This is a genomic window from Vibrio sp. E150_011 (genome assembly GCF_053544015.1).
Window position 1 is genome coordinate 46,238 of the sequence record NZ_JBHFOL010000018.1, and the last position, 16,994, is coordinate 63,231.

General features: G+C 42.8%; 19 protein-coding genes and 2 pseudogenes. 16 read left to right on the top strand and 5 right to left on the bottom strand.

The window, feature by feature from the left end; translation table 11 throughout:
* Positions 1–38 precede the first annotated feature (38 nt).
* Complete coding sequence (gene pmbA, locus ACE1OE_RS20580; protein WP_449212159.1) at positions 39–1,382, top strand: metalloprotease PmbA; 1,344 nt, start codon at positions 39–41, stop codon at positions 1,380–1,382.
* Positions 1,383–1,618: 236 nt separating this feature from the next.
* On the opposite strand, the gene ACE1OE_RS20585 is transcribed toward pmbA, so the two are convergent.
* The 3 genes from ACE1OE_RS20585 to ACE1OE_RS20595 all read right to left on the bottom strand — a co-directional run bounded on the left by ACE1OE_RS20585 (position 1,619) and on the right by ACE1OE_RS20595 (position 6,906).
* On the bottom strand, positions 1,619–2,080 hold the full coding sequence (locus tag ACE1OE_RS20585) for a chemotaxis protein CheX (protein ID WP_102471292.1): 462 nt from the start codon (positions 2,078–2,080) through the stop codon (positions 1,619–1,621).
* A gap of 12 nt (positions 2,081–2,092) precedes the next feature.
* Positions 2,093–2,542: a zinc uptake transcriptional repressor Zur gene (gene zur / locus ACE1OE_RS20590; RefSeq protein ID WP_102471291.1), complete on the bottom strand. Its 450-nt coding sequence runs from the start codon at positions 2,540–2,542 to the stop codon at positions 2,093–2,095.
* 1,082 nt (positions 2,543–3,624) lie between these two features.
* On the bottom strand, positions 3,625–6,906 hold the full coding sequence (locus tag ACE1OE_RS20595; protein ID WP_449212133.1) for a hypothetical protein: 3,282 nt from the start codon (positions 6,904–6,906) through the stop codon (positions 3,625–3,627).
* 142 nt (positions 6,907–7,048) lie between these two features.
* On the opposite strand from ACE1OE_RS20595, the gene ACE1OE_RS20600 reads away from it, so the two are divergent.
* The 5 genes and pseudogenes from ACE1OE_RS20600 (at position 7,049) to ACE1OE_RS20620 (ending at position 9,999) form a co-directional block, all read left to right on the top strand.
* Positions 7,049–7,969, top strand: coding sequence for a LysR family transcriptional regulator (locus tag ACE1OE_RS20600; protein ID WP_449212134.1), 921 nt, complete (start codon positions 7,049–7,051; stop codon positions 7,967–7,969).
* Positions 7,970–8,799: 830 nt separating this feature from the next.
* A complete protein-coding gene (locus ACE1OE_RS20605; RefSeq protein ID WP_157933746.1) occupies positions 8,800–8,937 on the top strand; it encodes a hypothetical protein in 138 nt (45 codons plus the stop codon).
* Between the two features lie 102 nt (positions 8,938–9,039).
* Positions 9,040–9,233 (top strand): annotated as a pseudogene (locus tag ACE1OE_RS20610) (hypothetical protein).
* Entirely contained in the window at positions 9,226–9,384 is a 159-nt protein-coding gene (locus ACE1OE_RS20615) for a hypothetical protein (protein WP_449212135.1), read from the top strand. The pseudogene ACE1OE_RS20610 and the gene ACE1OE_RS20615 overlap by 8 nt, the downstream one beginning before the upstream one ends.
* Before the next feature lie 249 nt (positions 9,385–9,633).
* A complete protein-coding gene (locus ACE1OE_RS20620) occupies positions 9,634–9,999 on the top strand; it encodes a hypothetical protein (RefSeq protein ID WP_449212136.1) in 366 nt (121 codons plus the stop codon).
* Positions 10,000–10,096: 97 nt separating this feature from the next.
* Here ACE1OE_RS20620 and ACE1OE_RS20625 read toward each other — a convergent pair.
* Positions 10,097–10,438 (bottom strand): annotated as a pseudogene (locus tag ACE1OE_RS20625) (tyrosine-type recombinase/integrase); the annotation flags it as partial.
* A gap of 455 nt (positions 10,439–10,893) precedes the next feature.
* Positions 10,894–11,499, bottom strand: coding sequence for a S24 family peptidase (locus ACE1OE_RS20630; RefSeq protein WP_449212137.1), 606 nt, complete (start codon positions 11,497–11,499; stop codon positions 10,894–10,896).
* Between the two features lie 134 nt (positions 11,500–11,633).
* Here ACE1OE_RS20630 and ACE1OE_RS20635 point away from each other — a divergent pair, with 134 nt between their 5' ends.
* The 10 genes from ACE1OE_RS20635 to ACE1OE_RS20680 all read left to right on the top strand — a co-directional run bounded on the left by ACE1OE_RS20635 (position 11,634) and on the right by ACE1OE_RS20680 (position 16,994).
* Positions 11,634–11,888, top strand: coding sequence for a pyocin activator PrtN family protein (locus ACE1OE_RS20635; RefSeq protein ID WP_449212138.1), 255 nt, complete (start codon positions 11,634–11,636; stop codon positions 11,886–11,888).
* A gap of 8 nt (positions 11,889–11,896) precedes the next feature.
* Positions 11,897–12,094 (top strand): hypothetical protein, encoded by a 198-nt coding sequence (locus ACE1OE_RS20640; RefSeq protein ID WP_449212139.1) that lies wholly within the window; start codon positions 11,897–11,899, stop codon positions 12,092–12,094.
* 2 nt (positions 12,095–12,096) lie between these two features.
* Entirely contained in the window at positions 12,097–12,288 is a 192-nt protein-coding gene (locus ACE1OE_RS20645; protein WP_102471284.1) for a hypothetical protein, read from the top strand.
* 4 nt (positions 12,289–12,292) lie between these two features.
* Positions 12,293–14,104, top strand: a complete 1,812-nt coding sequence (locus ACE1OE_RS20650; RefSeq protein WP_449212140.1) for a replication endonuclease — start codon at positions 12,293–12,295, stop codon at positions 14,102–14,104.
* Between the two features lie 66 nt (positions 14,105–14,170).
* Complete coding sequence (locus tag ACE1OE_RS20655) at positions 14,171–14,500, top strand: hypothetical protein (protein WP_250619352.1); 330 nt, start codon at positions 14,171–14,173, stop codon at positions 14,498–14,500.
* Positions 14,484–15,026 carry a hypothetical protein gene (locus ACE1OE_RS20660; protein ID WP_449212141.1) on the top strand — a complete coding sequence of 181 codons (543 nt, stop codon included), beginning with the start codon at positions 14,484–14,486 and terminating at the stop codon, positions 15,024–15,026. Before ACE1OE_RS20655 ends, ACE1OE_RS20660 begins: the two co-directional genes overlap by 17 nt.
* Complete coding sequence (locus tag ACE1OE_RS20665; RefSeq protein WP_449212142.1) at positions 15,019–15,507, top strand: hypothetical protein; 489 nt, start codon at positions 15,019–15,021, stop codon at positions 15,505–15,507. The genes ACE1OE_RS20660 and ACE1OE_RS20665 overlap by 8 nt, the downstream gene beginning before the upstream one ends.
* Positions 15,464–16,222 carry a hypothetical protein gene (locus ACE1OE_RS20670; RefSeq protein WP_449212143.1) on the top strand — a complete coding sequence of 253 codons (759 nt, stop codon included), beginning with the start codon at positions 15,464–15,466 and terminating at the stop codon, positions 16,220–16,222. The genes ACE1OE_RS20665 and ACE1OE_RS20670 overlap by 44 nt, the downstream gene beginning before the upstream one ends.
* 138 nt (positions 16,223–16,360) lie before the next feature.
* Positions 16,361–16,744 carry a YgiW/YdeI family stress tolerance OB fold protein gene (locus ACE1OE_RS20675; RefSeq protein WP_449212144.1) on the top strand — a complete coding sequence of 128 codons (384 nt, stop codon included), beginning with the start codon at positions 16,361–16,363 and terminating at the stop codon, positions 16,742–16,744.
* Between the two features lie 121 nt (positions 16,745–16,865).
* The gene (locus tag ACE1OE_RS20680) at positions 16,866–16,994 is read left to right on the top strand and encodes a hypothetical protein (protein ID WP_284677244.1); all 129 of its coding nucleotides are present in this window, start codon (positions 16,866–16,868) and stop codon (positions 16,992–16,994) included.

Below are 16,994 nucleotides of genomic sequence, written 5' to 3' on the forward strand. Positions count from 1 at the left end.
ATTCTAGACGAAGATAAATGATAAAAGTTAGATGGATTATGGACGTAAGAGAGCAAGTCGCACAGCAACAAGCGGAGCTAGAAGCCGCAGTAGCTAAAGCTTTGGACATGGCATCTGTAAGTGCAGACGCCGCTGAAGTCGCTATTACAAAAAGTACTGGATTAAGCGTTTCAACACGACTGTGTGAAGTGGAAAACGTCGAATTTAATAGTGATGGCGCATTAGGCATCACGGTATATCGTGGTCAGCGCAAGGGTAGCGCTTCAACCTCCGATTTGAGTGAAAAGGCCATTGCGCAGACTGTCGCTGCCGCTTTGGACATTGCTCAATATACGTCTGAAGACCCATTTGCAGGTCCTGCACCTAAAGAGCTGATGGTCTCGAACATCCCTGACCTTGATCTTTTTCACCCTGATGAGCCAAACCCTGACACCGCTGCGCAACGCGCTATTGCAGCAGAAAAAGCGGCGTTATCTTACAGCGACCGAATCAAACAAAGTGATGGTGCAAGCTATGACAGTCATTACGGCGTAAAGGTATACGGCAATAGCCATGGGTTGCTTGCAGGTTACGCCTCGAGTCGACACAGTATTAGCTGTAGTGTCATTGGTGAAGGCAAAAATGGCGATATGGAGCGTGATTATAGTTACACGTTAGCTCGCCATGTTGATGATCTTTGGTCGCCAGAGCGAGTTGGCAAAGAAGCGGCACTGAAAACCGTACAAAGGCTCGATCCGCAAAAAATTAAAACTGGTCAATATCCAATCATGTTCGTCAATGATGTGGCAACAGGATTGATGGGGCACCTAGTGATGGCGATCAGTGGGGGTAACCTATACCGGAAATCGTCTTTCCTTCTTGATAAGCTGGGTGAGACTATCTTACCAACATGGTTTCAGGTTGAAGAAAAGCCACACGTATTACGTGGGTTAGCATCGAGCCCATTTGATAGCGAAGGTTTATTCACTCAAGATCTTGAGATTATCAAAGATGGCCAACTCGCGACTTATCTACTGACCAGTTATGCGGCGCGTAAAATGAACATGACCCCGACTGGGCATGCTGGTGGTATTCATAACTGGTACGTGAAAAATACGGGCCAAGATTTTGATGCAATGTTGAAAACACTCGGTACTGGACTGCTTGTAACAGAAGTCATGGGGCAGGGCGTGAATACCGTAACGGGTGATTATTCGCGAGGAGCCGCAGGATTTTGGGTGGAAAATGGTGAAATCCAATTCCCTGTCTCTGAGATCACGATTGCTTCTAATTTAGAAACCATGTTTAAAAACATTGTTGCTGTCGGCAGTGACGTAGAGACGCGTTCGCAAATTCAAACCGGTTCAATCTTGATTGAATCAATGAAGGTAGCTGGCGATTAATCTTCACGACTGAATTGTTGCCGGATTAAACCGATGCTTCTCGTAGGCATCGGTTTTTTTATATCTGACATAATATCTGTCCACTTATTGCGGATTTGCTGATTCGTTTTGCTGAGATTAGCGGTAGGGCGATATCACGAGTAAATCAATGACAAGGAAGGTGACGGCCATAAAAAATGCCAGTCACGAAGGAACTGGCATTTGAGTAACGATAGGCCGATTGTGAGAGCGTGGCTTTATTCGAAACAAATTTCGATAAAAGCATTACCCCAATCAGAGGTAAACGGCATGATGATAATGGCGCCATCGCATTTGTGTCTGATGGTGTGCCCTTTGCCTGAGACAACAACAGGCGTCGCCATATCAAAATCAAACCCTTTCTCAGCAAGGATACGTTTCGCTCCGCCTGTGACCATATTCGTAATCTCGCCGACCATATCCGTCACTTCTTCATTCAAGCCGTGAGGTCGCTCACCGAGCATATTTTGCATAATCTCTAGCGCCAATCCTTCTTCAAAGGTAATGGACATTGAACCTCGAGATTGAGTGCCAACCATGCCGATCAGCCCAGACACGTCTCCACGTGCGACTTCATCTTTTTTTATTCTAGGCTTCAATGGTTTTATCTCCATTGATGCCATCGTTTTTAGCACATTGATGAGTGAGGCTAAAAACGGATTTACAAATTCAGCGCGCATAACTTCTTCTATTTATGTGTGATCTTCCAATGACGAACACGTCTGACAGGTACCATGAGATTCTATAACGTGGTTGGAATATTGAAAGCCATATTTATCAACGTTGCTATTCAACAAGGCTATCAGACTATCATCTTGTAATTCAACGACATTACCGCATTTGTCACAAATAAGGAGATGAGAAAAGTGCTTGTGTTCACCAAATGAACAGCACGAGACAAAGCTATTTGTGGATTCTACGCGATGAATAAACCCCTGTTCCAAGAGAAAATCTAGAGCTCGGTATACAGTCGGAGGCTTAGCTTGGGGTTCGCTGGCTTTTAACTGTTCCAGTAACTCATAAGCACTGGATGCTTTTTTATTGTCGCATATGAGTGTAAATACCTGACGTCTCTGTGGGGTTAAACGAACGCCACGAGCGGCACAAATATCTTCGACTTGCTTGATTAACGGTTGATTCACGTGGTCACCTGCCTAAGCGATATCCGTACATCTTATACTATTTCGTTCAATGCCCCTAGCAGTGGGCACCTAAAAAAACACGAAAAAAGCGGTGTTGTTACCTTTTGAAAAATCATCGATGTACAGCTCTAGTAGTAAAAAGAACATCATAGGCCAAATGCTATCTGTACAGGATTTTCAAAACGAAAAGTTGTGTTTTTTATGATGTGGTTTGGGTTTTATTTATTATTATTCAATTACTTATGGCTTGTTGTTCTTACGATAGCTTGAGTCGATGAGTAGCAGGAAATCGTGATGCATGATGGGGGGGCAGTAAAAGGACTATAGTAACCCTTCCTTTAAAGGGTTTAACCAGTTGTTGTCTAGCAGCATGATTCGAGCTGGGTTAATAGGTGAGATTTTAACGGTTATGGGTGTTTGACCATCATCGTTCATATACGTACATAAACGAGGCATTCCTCTTCATATTGTCTGCTGATGTATTGAGGTTTTTTAAGAGGGTTGGAATAAAAGCTCTAATTTGAGCTGTAATTGTGCAGTTTTATAAATGGAGTGCACATTTTGTTACATTTATGAAGTGTAAGCGTTTTCAAAATATCGATTTCATGTATATTTTACACGACCTTTATTAAGTTGAAGGTTATCTAGCCAACTGACGTTGTTAGTGAATACTCATTGTTCACATCTTGTATAAGCCAGTTATGATTAATGGTAACTGGCTTATCTTTTCTTATTCTTTCCCAAGGCAAACGATCGTTATGCTTCTAGAGTTCTGCGTAATGGTCAGTTCTACTTGCTAAAGCGGATGCGTAGCAATGTCCCATCACTAAGTTGGCAGCGACACTATCATGGGATCATTATCGTTATGGTATTCCGAATGAGATACTCAAATACTCTTAATGTGTATACATATTAGAACACTCAAACTTAATGTGTCGTCAAAAAGGGGCAGCATGGCCAGTAGATTGAGTATCTTGGTGCGCTTGGCTATCACTTAGTTGAAAATAGAGCGAAGGTATGACCCAAAAGCCCTGCACTGCAGGGCTCTATATTTATCAAAGCATCACGGCTAGTAGACGGAATTAATCCGCTAATATTTCATCCCAGTGAATGCTGTATTTTATGGATTCTTGATAGTTATTTTCTGAAGTGCCAATTACGCTGTATACAGTATTGGTATCCAATGCAAACCTGCTTGGGATGTTAACTGAAACAATGCCTTGAATATCGCGACTACATTCCCACTCATAATTAGCGCTATCGCCAGAGCTTAACCAAAAACCGTCAAAGTAGTCATGAATCATTTCACAACTCATCTCATCACCATCGATTTCTTTCTCAAACGTTATATTTGCATTAAACGACGTCAAACTGATGCTGACTTTACCCAGTTGAGAGTGATTCATTTGCTCCGTAGGTAAGTAGAAGCCAAAGCTATTACTTGTCTCACCATTGGTGCTGGATTTGGCATTCAAACGGTCTTCAACAGAGCTTTTATCTGTGAAGTAGGTGTAGCGTTCACCGTTAGATATGACAGAAAGCGCACCTTGTGAGATGTCACTCGCATCCCCAATGACGGTATGAGTTGCGGAGTTAATACCATTCTTAACAACTAAGCGTGAATTTTCCTCATCAATGGAGTACGAGCCTTCGTCAAGGAGATCCGCGTCTGTTGGGCAGGCCGTTCTGTTCGACGGATTACGTTGACTAAAATAATAATTACCGTCTTCAAACTTGACGGCATCACACCATACAACATGATGTTTTAAGGACTCGCCATCACCTGTAGAGGCGCCATTTTCAGTAAAATAGAACGTCTTCCCTTCGAGTAGGCTTGGATCAAGAGGGGTTGGTTGCGCCGGTTGTGGGTCCCATACTGCATTGATACGTCGCAATAAAGCTAGGTCGTTCGACTCTAATACGATATCTACTTTTTCACCAACTTCGTCACCATGCTGTGCAACAAGAATGCTCAACTCTCCACCATTAAATTGGCGCATATAGCGCTGTTCGTAGCTAGCAGCGTGATGTGCGTCATAGCTCAATAGCTCTTGATCCTCTCCTGGTTTGGAAATCTCCCAGGTGCCGATCCAAATTAACGGGTCATTGACATCGAGTTCACGTCCGAAAAATGTTCCAGACTTTGTTACCTCTGAGGCATAAATATTCTGTTCGTTAACGGTAAAGTCTGCACTACGTAGGAGTACCTCAACACCAGAACCTTCGGCCCAATCAATACTCTGATAAACCGTTTTATCCATTGGTGGGACAGGTAACATTGCCGTAAATGGTAAATCTTGGGTGGAATCTAACCAGTACAAGTCGCCTTCAATTTCAAACACAATCTGATAGTCACCATCTTTTTCTGAGGTGTAGACTGGGGTGTAAATCTTACCTTCGCCCAATAATGTGCCATCAGGTTGGATATCGACAGGCCTGCAATCCTCACTGTTTGGGCTGATTATTAGCTTTTTGTTTTCTGGTGTTTCTAACTCTTCAAGTTGCTCTGGGGTTTGGATATCAAGACTCTTGTCCCAACAAAAATAGTGCTGTTCTTGTTCTTTCAGCAATGAGGCCCAACCCATTTCTAGGTCACCGTTAAAATCGTGATCCTGGCCGATATCTTCGCCAATCTCACCCATGCGCCAATAGCCACCAATAAAGTGTTTCTCTTCAAAGAGTGGGGTAGGGGCTGGTGTAACAGGGTCTACCGGATCAACGTTGTCCTCTTCAGCAACAAATATGTCAAAATAGGCAGATACAGGAGTATTTACGCCATCATCAGCAGTGATGTCTAAAGCAGGATAACCTTGATTGCCTTGCTCTGTCGGTGTACCTAATAGGGTGAGAATAGCACCATCGATATTGGTTTCGACGCCAGCGATCTTGTCTTGTACAGCGAGTGTTAATTCATCATCATCGCTAAACAGTTGCTCAATGTTAATATACCCATTAACAGCAGTACCGACTCGCAATTCAAGCGCGGTTAGATCATCAGCCACACGTTGGTGCTGAGTTGGCTCTAATATAGGGGGAGTATTTGGCGCTTTGGTAACATTGAGAGTAAAGGTCTGGCTCACTGCTGAGTGAACACCATCATAAGCGGTTATATCAAATGTGAATGCTCCTTCTTGGCTTGGGGTGCCAATAACATGCAGTTCAGTATTGGCGTTGTTTACGTTGATACTCAAGCCACTCTCTGTCACGTCGGTGACAGCATAAATCAGAGGATCGTTATCAGCATCTGTAAATAAGCCACTAATCGACAATCGTTCATCGGTGCTTACTGTTGCTGTCAGCGCTAGAGCATCAAGATCCGCTTGCAAGGTATTTTGTTCATTCAAAATCGGTGCGGTATTTGGTGTAACGGCTGTGACTTTTAGCACTAACGGGTAAGAGCGAGATACTTCATCAGATGCATACGCTAATACATCATAAGTTCCTGCTAAAGTGGGGGTAATAGTCAGCATCGACGTGTGTGTAGTAATAGCGGCGCCAGCGGCTTCTGAGGCATCGACGGTGTAACTTAAATCATCACCATCATTATCAATAAATAACGTATCTAGCGCATAGTTAAGTGAAGTCCCTAAATCGATAGTCTTTGGTTTGCTAACTTCTTTTGTTACTGGGCGATTATTTGGAATGATGCCAACATAACCATTCTCACCGGTTTCAATAACAGGAGCGTAACTATTGTCTAACTCTTGTTCTTCATCTGCAATAATATGCGATGTTTCTTCTGAAATATCATAAATGACTTGTAGTTGATCATTTACCTCAAGCACATCATTATTATCAACTAAAGCTTCACCTACAATATTAATGGTTTTCGCCTTTTCGGCCTCTTTACCTTCACCGTCAGCGGCATCAATATAATCACCAAAGATATCTTCATGTGTATAAATAACATCTTCGTGGGTATTGAAAGAATCAATTACAGCTTGTTCCGCTTCTTCTTGTGTTACTTCAATATTGCTTGCGCTTGCTAAATTGATTTGCTCAACAACCAGATTCGTCATCGGACTAACAATAATGGATTGACCAGAATTTTCAGGTGCCGCAAGTGCAAAGTCATCAACAACGACACCACGAGTCATATCAATAGTTTCACCGGCTACGGCTTTAATACAAACTTTTTTGTTAATGGTTTCATTAGTTAGTGTCAGTTGACCTTCTTGGTTAGTCTGGTCAATAAATTGGTCACAGTTATCACCGGTATAGACATTAGCTCTATACAGGTACCCATCAATTGCGGTGATAGTGAACGATGTGCTTATTGGGGTACTAGAAGGGCTTGAATCATCGCTTCCACAACCCGTTAAAACCACTGTAATCGCTGCTGCTAGCAAGCTGATTTTTTTCATTACTCGGACGTCCTTCGTATTTAAAATTATTGTGCTTTATTTAAATTATTGTAATTAAGATATTAAACTCATGAAGTGTACTTTTTTGAGAATAAAATCTGGTACTATTAGATATAAAAATTTTTATATCCTAATGAGAACCATGAAATTTAATGAATATCACTTATTAGCTATTTTTGCGGCTGTGGTAGAGGAGCGAAAGTATACGAAAGTAGCGAAGAGATTAGGTATTAGCCAGCCGTCAGTCAGTCAGAGTATTTCTAAGTTACGGGATATTTATAATGATCCTCTTTTTATTAGGGAAAAATCAGGTGTTAGGCCAACCCCATTTGCTTTAGAAATATACCCAGATATTGCAGATGTAATATTAAAGCTAGACATGCTATCAGCAACAAAAACTCGATTTGATCCCGCTTCAAGCAAGCGAGTGTTCAAAATATCAACCATGAGTCTATTTGAACACTCTTTAATACCAGAGCTTTTTAGGTTGGTTGAAAAAGAGGCGCCAAATATCACTATTTACGTAGATGATCATAGCGCTAAAAAGACAAGAGATATGTTGAGGCAGGGGATTATTGATGTCTCAATCGAAGGGTCGATAAAAACGGAACCTTTCATCAAATCACAGGTGATCTATAAGGATGAATTAGTGGTGGTCTGCAGGAGTAATCATCCTGATTTTTCTGGAAGTCGGATACTTGAAAGTGAATTCTTAAATCATCATCACATTACGCTTTCAAGCCTCTCTGACAATGATAAGTCTTTTGAGAGTTTTTCTAATGCGACAGTAGAATTGTTAAAAAAAAGGCAAGTTAAAAGACAGGTCGCAAGTTATTGGGGGCTATTATCGTCAATCAAATATGGTGATAATTTGGTTGTGTTTACTCGAAAAATGGCCGTTGAAAACGCAGACTTATATAAGTTAAAAGTACTAAGTAATAGTTTCCTTGAACAAGAAATTGAGGTCGGTGTACATTGGTCAACATCGAGAAATCGTGATCCATCTATTGTTTGGCTAAGAAATAAAATTAATGAGGCTGCCATGAATACCGTATCCGCATAAGAGTTGAACTTTCTTTATGAGGGGAAATCTCGAATCTTAGGTAATGGATTGCTCGAATAATATCAATAATCCATTTTCTGATAGTGACTTGATCGCTCACCGTGTGTGATGTTGGTGATATCACGCCCTACCGGATGCAAGATAGGCTGTAGATTATTGATATCAAGTGTCTGAAAAAGAAAAGTAAATACCACAAAAGTAGTGTGGTTAATTTTCTTGTTGTCATGTAAATTCGCAGATGACCCTTTTTAAGCCGAGGGTCACCTAGCCAACTGACGTTGTTAGTGAATAACTTTGTTCACATCAATTTATTGACCAGTTACCGCCTTGGTAACTGGTTTTTTTTAGATTCTTTATCCTGACACGATCACCTCACCGGCGGCCCAAAACCGGTTCCTTATATTTCTTTCTTTTCAAGCACGGTGATGCCTCGCCCTGCAATCAATTCACGATACATTCGTTTCGGTAAGGAACCAGGTAACCCAGATGAACTGTATTAGGATCTTGCTATTGCCTTAGAAGATTCGGTGAAAGTAAACACAACGAGATTGGTTGTAAAACACCGGAGCAAACAAGATAGAACTCAGTCTGAAGAACGAAGAAAAGCCGCGGCCTCTTCTAACTAATGGTTGCACTGCCAGTTTGCCAACGGTGTGTGAGTTAACTATGAGTCGACTATGAGTCGAAACAAAATTAGAACGATTAAGTATTTGGCCTATCATAGGCCAAATACTCTATGAGCTAAACTGCACCAACGAGATCATCGGGGACGTTGGGCGCCAAGCAATCAAAACGACACCGCGAATTACTCGCAGTTCGTGGCAAGGCAATTGAATATCTCACCAAACGCCGCGCTCAACCTAGCCGATAACGAATTGCTCGCTCGCTTGGTTCACGCTATGTCGATTATGGAAGTCGGGCGCTATTACTCGCTACCGGATGCGAAACAAAGAGTCGCCCTGGTATGAATCAAAAAGAAATGATGCAACGAGTCGCGGTGGGCATTTTCACCGTTTTAATCAGCGCGAATACCTGGAAGCGTATTAATGGCTAGAGTAGGAGTAACCCAAATGAAAATAGACTTGAATCAACCATCAACAAAAAAAGGGTTAGCGTTAATTGGTGCGGGTGTTGCCCTTGTCACCCTGAATTACTGACTGCGAGTGTTACGCCTGAAGGGGTGCAAATGGGTGGGGTGATTGGTGTGGTAGCGCCGCTATTACTTGGTTTGTGGGAAGCGATACGGGATGAGTTTAATGGCTGAGTATCAAGCGGTGATTATCGCCGCTGTTAGTGCGTTGTCTAGCGGTATAGGTGTGGGGATAGCGCTGAAAACGGATGTGAAGAGGTTAAGGTTGATGATGGAAAAAATGGATGATCGATTAACGAAACTTGAAAATAAGAACTCTGATTGATTACTATTTTACTTAGGTGGATTTCTTCCGTGATTAATTTCTTATGAACATGCATAAGTCACATAACTCTTTAATGTTACTTGAGCTGTGCAAAGGGTGGGGGCAATATCTGAAGCAGTCTCTAACAAGAGTTAATTAAGTGAATGCGTAGCTTTTGACACCTTGTTTTGACTGTCCGTGTACTTGATAACGTTATTTGTCAGCGCCACTTAGTAAAAGTGTTATGTTTAGTTCAATGGAGACGGGAAATTGAGTGAGAAAACCTATGCGGCTGGTAGTGGTGATGCTCCCGTTGCAATCGTAAATGGAACGACAATACCTGCGGTGGCAGGGCCTGATTTTGTGGTGTTAACTATCGCGCTTATGCAGATCATAATATTTATGAGTTCACTTTTCGCTATTTACAGAATATGGATTGCGGTCATAAACTTTGTTGGTGACCAACCTAGTAAGAAGAGTGATGTTCTTATTAAAATATTAGGTAATATTGATACTAGTGCGGATGTTAACGTTTTAAAAACGCGAGCAGTCGGGACAGGTGTCGCAAGCACAGTTGCTATATTGACTTTAGCCGTTGCAGCTATGTATGTAATTGGAAACCATACCGTTACTTAAAACCACACAAATACTTAAGGTGGGTTTCTAAGCCGTGGTGGTTTCAGTTCAAAAGCTAGGTTTCGTAGCGGAGTTTAAACGTTTGAGTTGCTTCTTGTTAGAAGCGTTTATTATGTAATTTATGCGGAAACAACAGCGTATAAACCTGCCACAAAATATTCAAGTTCCGATGACCAGTCACTTGGGCTACTTCTTCAATAGAGTAGCCTTTTTCAAATAGCCTACTGGCACCCTCACGCCTTAAATCGTGGTAGCGCAAATCTTCAATCCCTAGATTGTTTCTGACACGCTGAAAACCTGCCGTCACGCTTCTAGAGTTATAAGGGAAATAGGTCTTCGCAAGCTCTTTCTTTTTGAAAGTTCTCGATTCTCTGTGTATTATTGCCTGCTTTTTCTTCACGATGATGGTTGCTTTGTAGCTGCCGTTTTTCAATTGATAGAGAAGCCATTCCGTCGTCCTACTCTTTGAGGGGTACTACAGGACGAATTTGGGCGAAATATCCATGATATTCAAAGCGGATTTGAATGGTTAAAAACTTAGGTAAAACAATGATGAAGCCAGACAACACAAGCGATTTCCATTCAAGCCGTCTTTCCATAGCACCGATGCTCGATTGGACATGCTTCTAGGATATATAGGGTCTAGCCTAATTTGAGGGGTACTATGGGGGTACTTCAGGGTATTTTCATAATTAGCTTGGATGTAATACGGTTACAATTACGAAAACCAAATACCACAAAAGAAGTATGGTTATTACATTGGCTTTTATTTAGATTCTTATGTGACCCTTATTAAGCCGAGGGTCACCTAGCCAACTGACGTTGTTAGTGAACGCCTTTTGTTCACGTAGATGTATTTACCAGTTACCGCCTTGGTAACTGGTTTTTTTCTTCTTACATTCGTTGCCCAGACCAAACCACTTCACCGATGATCTTAAAATCAGCCCCTTTAATATCTTCCTTCCCAAGTTCCCAAGGTTCATAAGCGCTGTTATCACTCACCACTTTTATGCCGTTCGGTAGGAATTGGAGTCTTTTAACCATTAAGCGATTGTCATAGCGGAATACGTAAATGCCATCTGTAGAAAAACCATCAACACGATTCACCATAACGATGCTTTGATTTTTTAGAGTGGGGATCATGCTGTCACCACGAACAGGCATTAAGAAAATGTCGTTAGGGTTATAGCCTAGCTCTTGTCTAATGAAGCGCTCACTAAAAACCATTGCGCTGGATTCTTCTTCTTTCTCAACAAGTGCGCCTTGCCCGGCACTGACTTCAATATCGAAGAACTTTAATTCTAGATAACCTTTTGGTGCGATTGAGCCCGTTTTTGCGACCTCCTTCGCTTTTAAGAAAATATCTTCAGGGATGTGATCACGATGTTTCCAGTTAGAAATTGTCTTGGGGGATTTCCCCAGAACCCTTGCTAAATCAACATTCTTAGACGTGTTCGTAAGTTCTTTAAGTTCTCTAAGTTGTTCCTCAAAACTTCCCATAAAGAAATCTCCGTGTACATTTGGGGTTGCTAATTTAATTTAGATCCTCAATAATTCCCTATGAAAGAGTTGGGGATGTTTGAGGGATATTTAAATTTCCTCGAATAACTTCAAGTGTACTACACGGAGGAAGTATGAACACAAAATTTGCACTATTAGCTAGATTTGAAAACCCCACAGTCGAGCTAAAACAGATAAGCCAAGAGTTTTTTGGCGTTACCCCCAAGACGGCAGAGCAGAGAGCGAAAGCCTGTGACTTCCCCGTTCCCACCTTTAAATTGCGCGATTCAGAGCGCAGTCCATCGCTAATCAAAATTGAAGATCTTGCCGAGTACATCGACCAACGCCACGCTGATGCAAAGCGTGATTGGCTTTCAGTAAACGCATAGGGAAATAAATGATGAATAACGTATCGACACCAATCCATAGCACCAGTATTGATTTTTCTCATTCGAGTGAAGCAAGAGAACTGATGAACATTGTTCGTACTCGTTTGAATTGGCTATCACCAAGTTCACCAGAATTTAAGTTTCTATACCCGATTTACGATCAGCTTGTTGCCGATGCTGAACTGTTAGAAAGTTTGGAGGGTTAACGATGGAAGTGACTAACCCTATTCACAAACCATGCCCCGATATGGCGGGTATGGTTAACCCTGACCCTAAGAAGCGTGAGCGTTCTATCTACTTACTGGACAAGCTGCGCGATAAACACGGCATTGGTCGTTCAAAACCGAAAAAGGTACGCCCTCTGCAATACGTGTGTACGGCTTCTGAGTGTTTGGGTTAACCATATGACGAAAGCTATCAATGAAGTGGCAGCGTTGGAGGCGGCAGACGTATTACGCCTTTCAGCGTTTACCCGCCGATTCTTTCCGCGCTTGCCTCAAATGGTGAAAAGCGATGTGAAACGCAAAATTTCGCAGCGCATGACTCGCAGTAACCCGACTACTCAAAACCTTATTCGTGCGGCAGAAGATGCGGTTAAATTTGGTTTGAAGCGAGCGAGTTTTATTGAAGATAAATTTTCGTTTGTGGATAGCCGATACAAGGCCAGTGCTGAACCATTAAGCCATGACATTTTGATGCGTGATGACGCCATTGAAAAGCTCGCAAAAGATTACGCTGATGCGTGCTCAACGATGCTTAGTGATGAAAGCCTACCGGAGGTATTTAATAGCTACCTTGAAGCGCTCAAGCATGTTTATGAGCGTCAATCTCTCACGCTACAAGAAATCCATATCAACCCACCTAAGATAAATTTCAGGAAGGAACAGGATAAGCCTGACGAACTGGAATGCGATCTCGAAATAGCCGCGCTCAAGATGCAATCCGAAGAATGGATAGTCCGCCGACTTTTGCATTTGCGATCGCAGTACATCGAATATGTACAAATTGCCCTAGAACGTGTTGGTGAAGGTAAACACCAAGCGCCGGTGATTAGTGCCATGTCTTTTTCAAACTGGAAGCAAAAGCAACGCGAAGCGAAACAGTACATAGAAGCCATGTCAGTAATGAACACGGAAACGGGCGAAGCGTTCGACCTAGAGGAAGTAATCAAAAGGACTACGGCAAACCCAGAGAATCGACGCATTGAAATGATGGTGCGTTCTCGCGGGTTTGAAGAGTTTGCACTGGATTTAGGATTTACCGCTTTGTTCGTCACTTGGACATTGCCAAGCAAATACCATCGCGTATCACGAAAGTGGAATGGTGCCTCAGTGAAAGAAGGTCACCAAGCGCTCATGCAAAAATGGGCGGTCGCTCGTGCTCTCATTGCCAAAGAAAATATTGAGTATTTTGGTTTCCGTGTCGCTGAACCTCATAAAGATTCAACGAGCCATTCTCACTATTTTTTGTTTTGCTCACCAAAGGACAAAACCACGATCACCAATATTTTAAAAGGGTGCGCGATAGGGGAAGACCGGAGCGAGTTAGGCAAAGACATTTCACCACGCTTTGATGTGAAAGAAGCTGATCCAAAAAAAGGCGGGGCAACGGCCTACATCGCCAAGTACGTTTCAAAGAATATTAACGGCAAGCATATGCCCGAAACTGAATCGGAAGAATATGCCTATCGTGCTCGCGCTTGGGCATCCACTCACCGTATCAGACAGTTTCAACAATTTGGCGGTCAGCCTGTTTCATTGTGGCGCAATCTTCGTAGGGCAACCGCAGAGCAAACCAAGATAGACCCAAAACTGGAAGAGTTAAGACAAGCGGCTGATTCATCAAAGTGGTCGCTGTTTTGTCAGCTCGCTAACGGTGCGCGAGTGGAATACGAATCAAAGCAAAATCAGTACGGTGAAACCAACAAAAAAATCATTGGCTTTTCTTGGCTTGGTACTCTCATTAAAACCGCAAGCGAGTGCTATAGCCTCGTTCGTAAAAAAGACGTGAAGCGTCTTCAAAAGGCACGGAGTGCCGTACCTTGGAGCACTGAAAATAACTGTAACCCTCCAATAATTAAAGCGCTTATGGACGCGACCGGATGGAGCATGAAGGGGGTGCAATGTCTTCTCAAACCATTATCAAAAGGGGGAACGGTCACCATTGACCAATACTGCAAAATTAGGCTTAAACATGGCCGATTAAACGCTTACTAAGCATTTGGCCTATCGTAGGCCAAATACTCTTAACCCATTGTCAACGTTGAGAAACAGGGACTATTTATGAAAAGAACACAGCAGGCATGCCATGCAGACTTGAAAGCGCTCGATGTAGCGGAAAACTTAGAAATTCAGGTCACCAAATCGATTGAGAAAATCAAGGGAATGGACGTATCCAAACTCACCACTTTATTGCCCCGCTTGCTTATGGGTGGCGGTAACCCGTTAGAGGCGATAGGGCTAGACCCGAAACTGTTTGAACAAGTGGAAAAGCTCACCAAGTTAAACCGTGTGGCGCGAGCGCGATGCCGTGCTTATGTGATGGATGAGAAATCGTCACTATGCGAAGTGGTGGAAGATGCGGAGGTATCAAGCGATGAGCAAAGTGCCTAATCCTGTTCGTGGTTACGTGACTTGTCCGGTTTGTTCTACTGGCTCCACGGTGCATATCGTAGGGGAAGGGAAGTTAATTACCCACGGTGAACCTCCCAAGAACACACGCAATGCGGGGCTAAAATATTACCGTTGTCCAGAGTGTGGCAATAGCCCTATGTCTAAAAGCGTTCATTCGTATATCGAGCAGCACTCAAGCGATGTGCCGATTGAAGTTGAAACCGTATCGCAACCGTTGCCAGTACCGTCCGATAAGACTTCGGATGAAACAGAGATAACCGAAAGTAGTGCGTTACTAACCGAATCTAATGAACCGCCTCAACCCTTAATTGAAACCGAATCAAATGCATTACCTGAACAAAGCAATGAACCAACGAAACCCGACAATAGCGACTTAGTAACGGCTAAACCGAAATCGATGGTGTTTAAAGTGGGTGTGTCGATTGCTGCTTTAGCGTTGGTGTTAGTGGTGATGAACCTAGTGCAAAAACGTTCGAGCGTTGAACAAGGGGGTGAGAATGAGTAGCCATTTAGAAACCGCCCCAGATTTTGATGATTACAATGTGGATGAATGGGCAGGGCTTGAAAGTGATACCAAGACGATAGAGCAACAGGAACGCGAAGAACTCACCGAAGCGTTTAGCTCTGATAAATCCGAATCCGAAGATGGAGAGAAACCGAAGTTTACTTTTACCCAAGCGCACAGCGATATGTTTTGCCAGGTATGTATTTTTGGAATCGAGCGATTGGTTTCCATACTGACTCAAGCCAAATTTGAATTTGATAAAGAAAGTAAAACGTTAGTGACTGAAGCGGCCTATCCAGTACTGAAAAAACAAAGTGATAGTTTGCTTGGAGAGCAACCGGAAGAAAGCGCGTTATTTCTGGCTGTGATCATGATGGTCGGTGTGTCGTGGATGCAATTCAAAACCCAACAACAACTCATGCAAGTAAGGGGGGAACATGGCGATAAAAAAGAAACCACAACGCTTTCCAAATCCGATTAACTCAAACCCCTCGCATGATGCTGAACATGCCATTTACTTAGCGGGAACCGGAGGCGGTAAAACCTCGGCAGTGAAATACATTGGGCTTGTTCCGAAAGGGGCGCATGCTCTGTTTTTTGACCCGTATCGAAATTACGCAGGGGCAAAGTTTCAGGGGCAAACTTGCCACGGCTTTTCCACTCGCTCGGAGTTTATCCGTGCCGCTTTTAATGCTCGTAAAAAGGGAGCCTCGTTTAAGGTCGCCTATGTGCCTAAAGGTGGTGCGAGCATGGAAGAACTCGAGTTTTTTAGTTCGGTGGCTTGGGCGTTGGGGAATGGACGGGCGCCTAAACTGCATGTAGTGATTGAAGAGCTCGCCAGTTGCGCCGAAACCTCGGGCAAACTTAAGGGTAAAACGGGCGAGTTGCTTCGCGGTGGCCGTCAGTATGGGTTAGTGATTCATACCGTTTTTCAACGTGGGCAAGAAGTGCCTAAAACCGTGACCGATCAATCTGCCGTTTGGTGGGTGGGTTCGGTTAACTCGGTGAATGATGCTAATTGGGTAGCTGACCGTAAGGGGATTGATGTTCATGAGATCACCGCCTTGAAATCTGCGAAGGTAAATAAGGCACGGTTGGGTAAACCGATTGCTGAATATTTGCTAGTTCGTGATGGGGTGGGGAATGTGCAGAAGGGGGCGTTTAACTGTGCTAACGGTAATATTATTAACCAGTGATATTTTATCATGTATTCGATTGTTGAATGTTTTCTAGTTACATATTTTGTTACATATTGATTAGAATTCACCACACATTACGAGAATGCAGGAAATGGAATAACCTCTTCTTAATATATTTATTTAAAAGGGTATTTCATGAAAATTAACGTATTTATTTCAGGTTTTTTAACGCTAGCTGTTTTTACTAGTGCAGGAGCTTTCGCCCAAAATGGTTTTGTTAATGCTCAAACATCGTCAGGATTTAACGGAAATGTAGAAAGTACGCAGACTGTTGCGTCTGCTAACGAAGCTAGAGATGAGTCATATGTAACTTTAACGGGCAAGGTAACTGAACAAGTTGGCCATGAGTTGTATCTGTTTAATGATGAAACTGGACAAGTTGTAGTAGAGATAGAAAATGAAGATTGGCATGGTATGGCGGTAACACCAGAAACCACGTTGGTAATTCAAGGCGAAGTTGATCGAGGGTGGACTAGAGTCAAAATAGACGTAGATCGTATGACAATACTTAATAAATAATACACAGAACCTATAGGTTACCCCTCAAACCTATAGGTTCTTCTTCCTTTCTTTCCTTCCCTTTTTCCCTTTAGCTATGCCCTGTAAATAACTTTTCTAACGTTGTGAAACAGGGGAAACCATGCAAGCAAAACACAAAACCATGTTGTTCACGGTTGTGGCCGTTCTGGTCGCACTAGCGATGATCAACAACGTGAGCGCACTTAACCCGCTCAAAGAACAAATCAATGGTAATTCAGGGTGGTTTTAA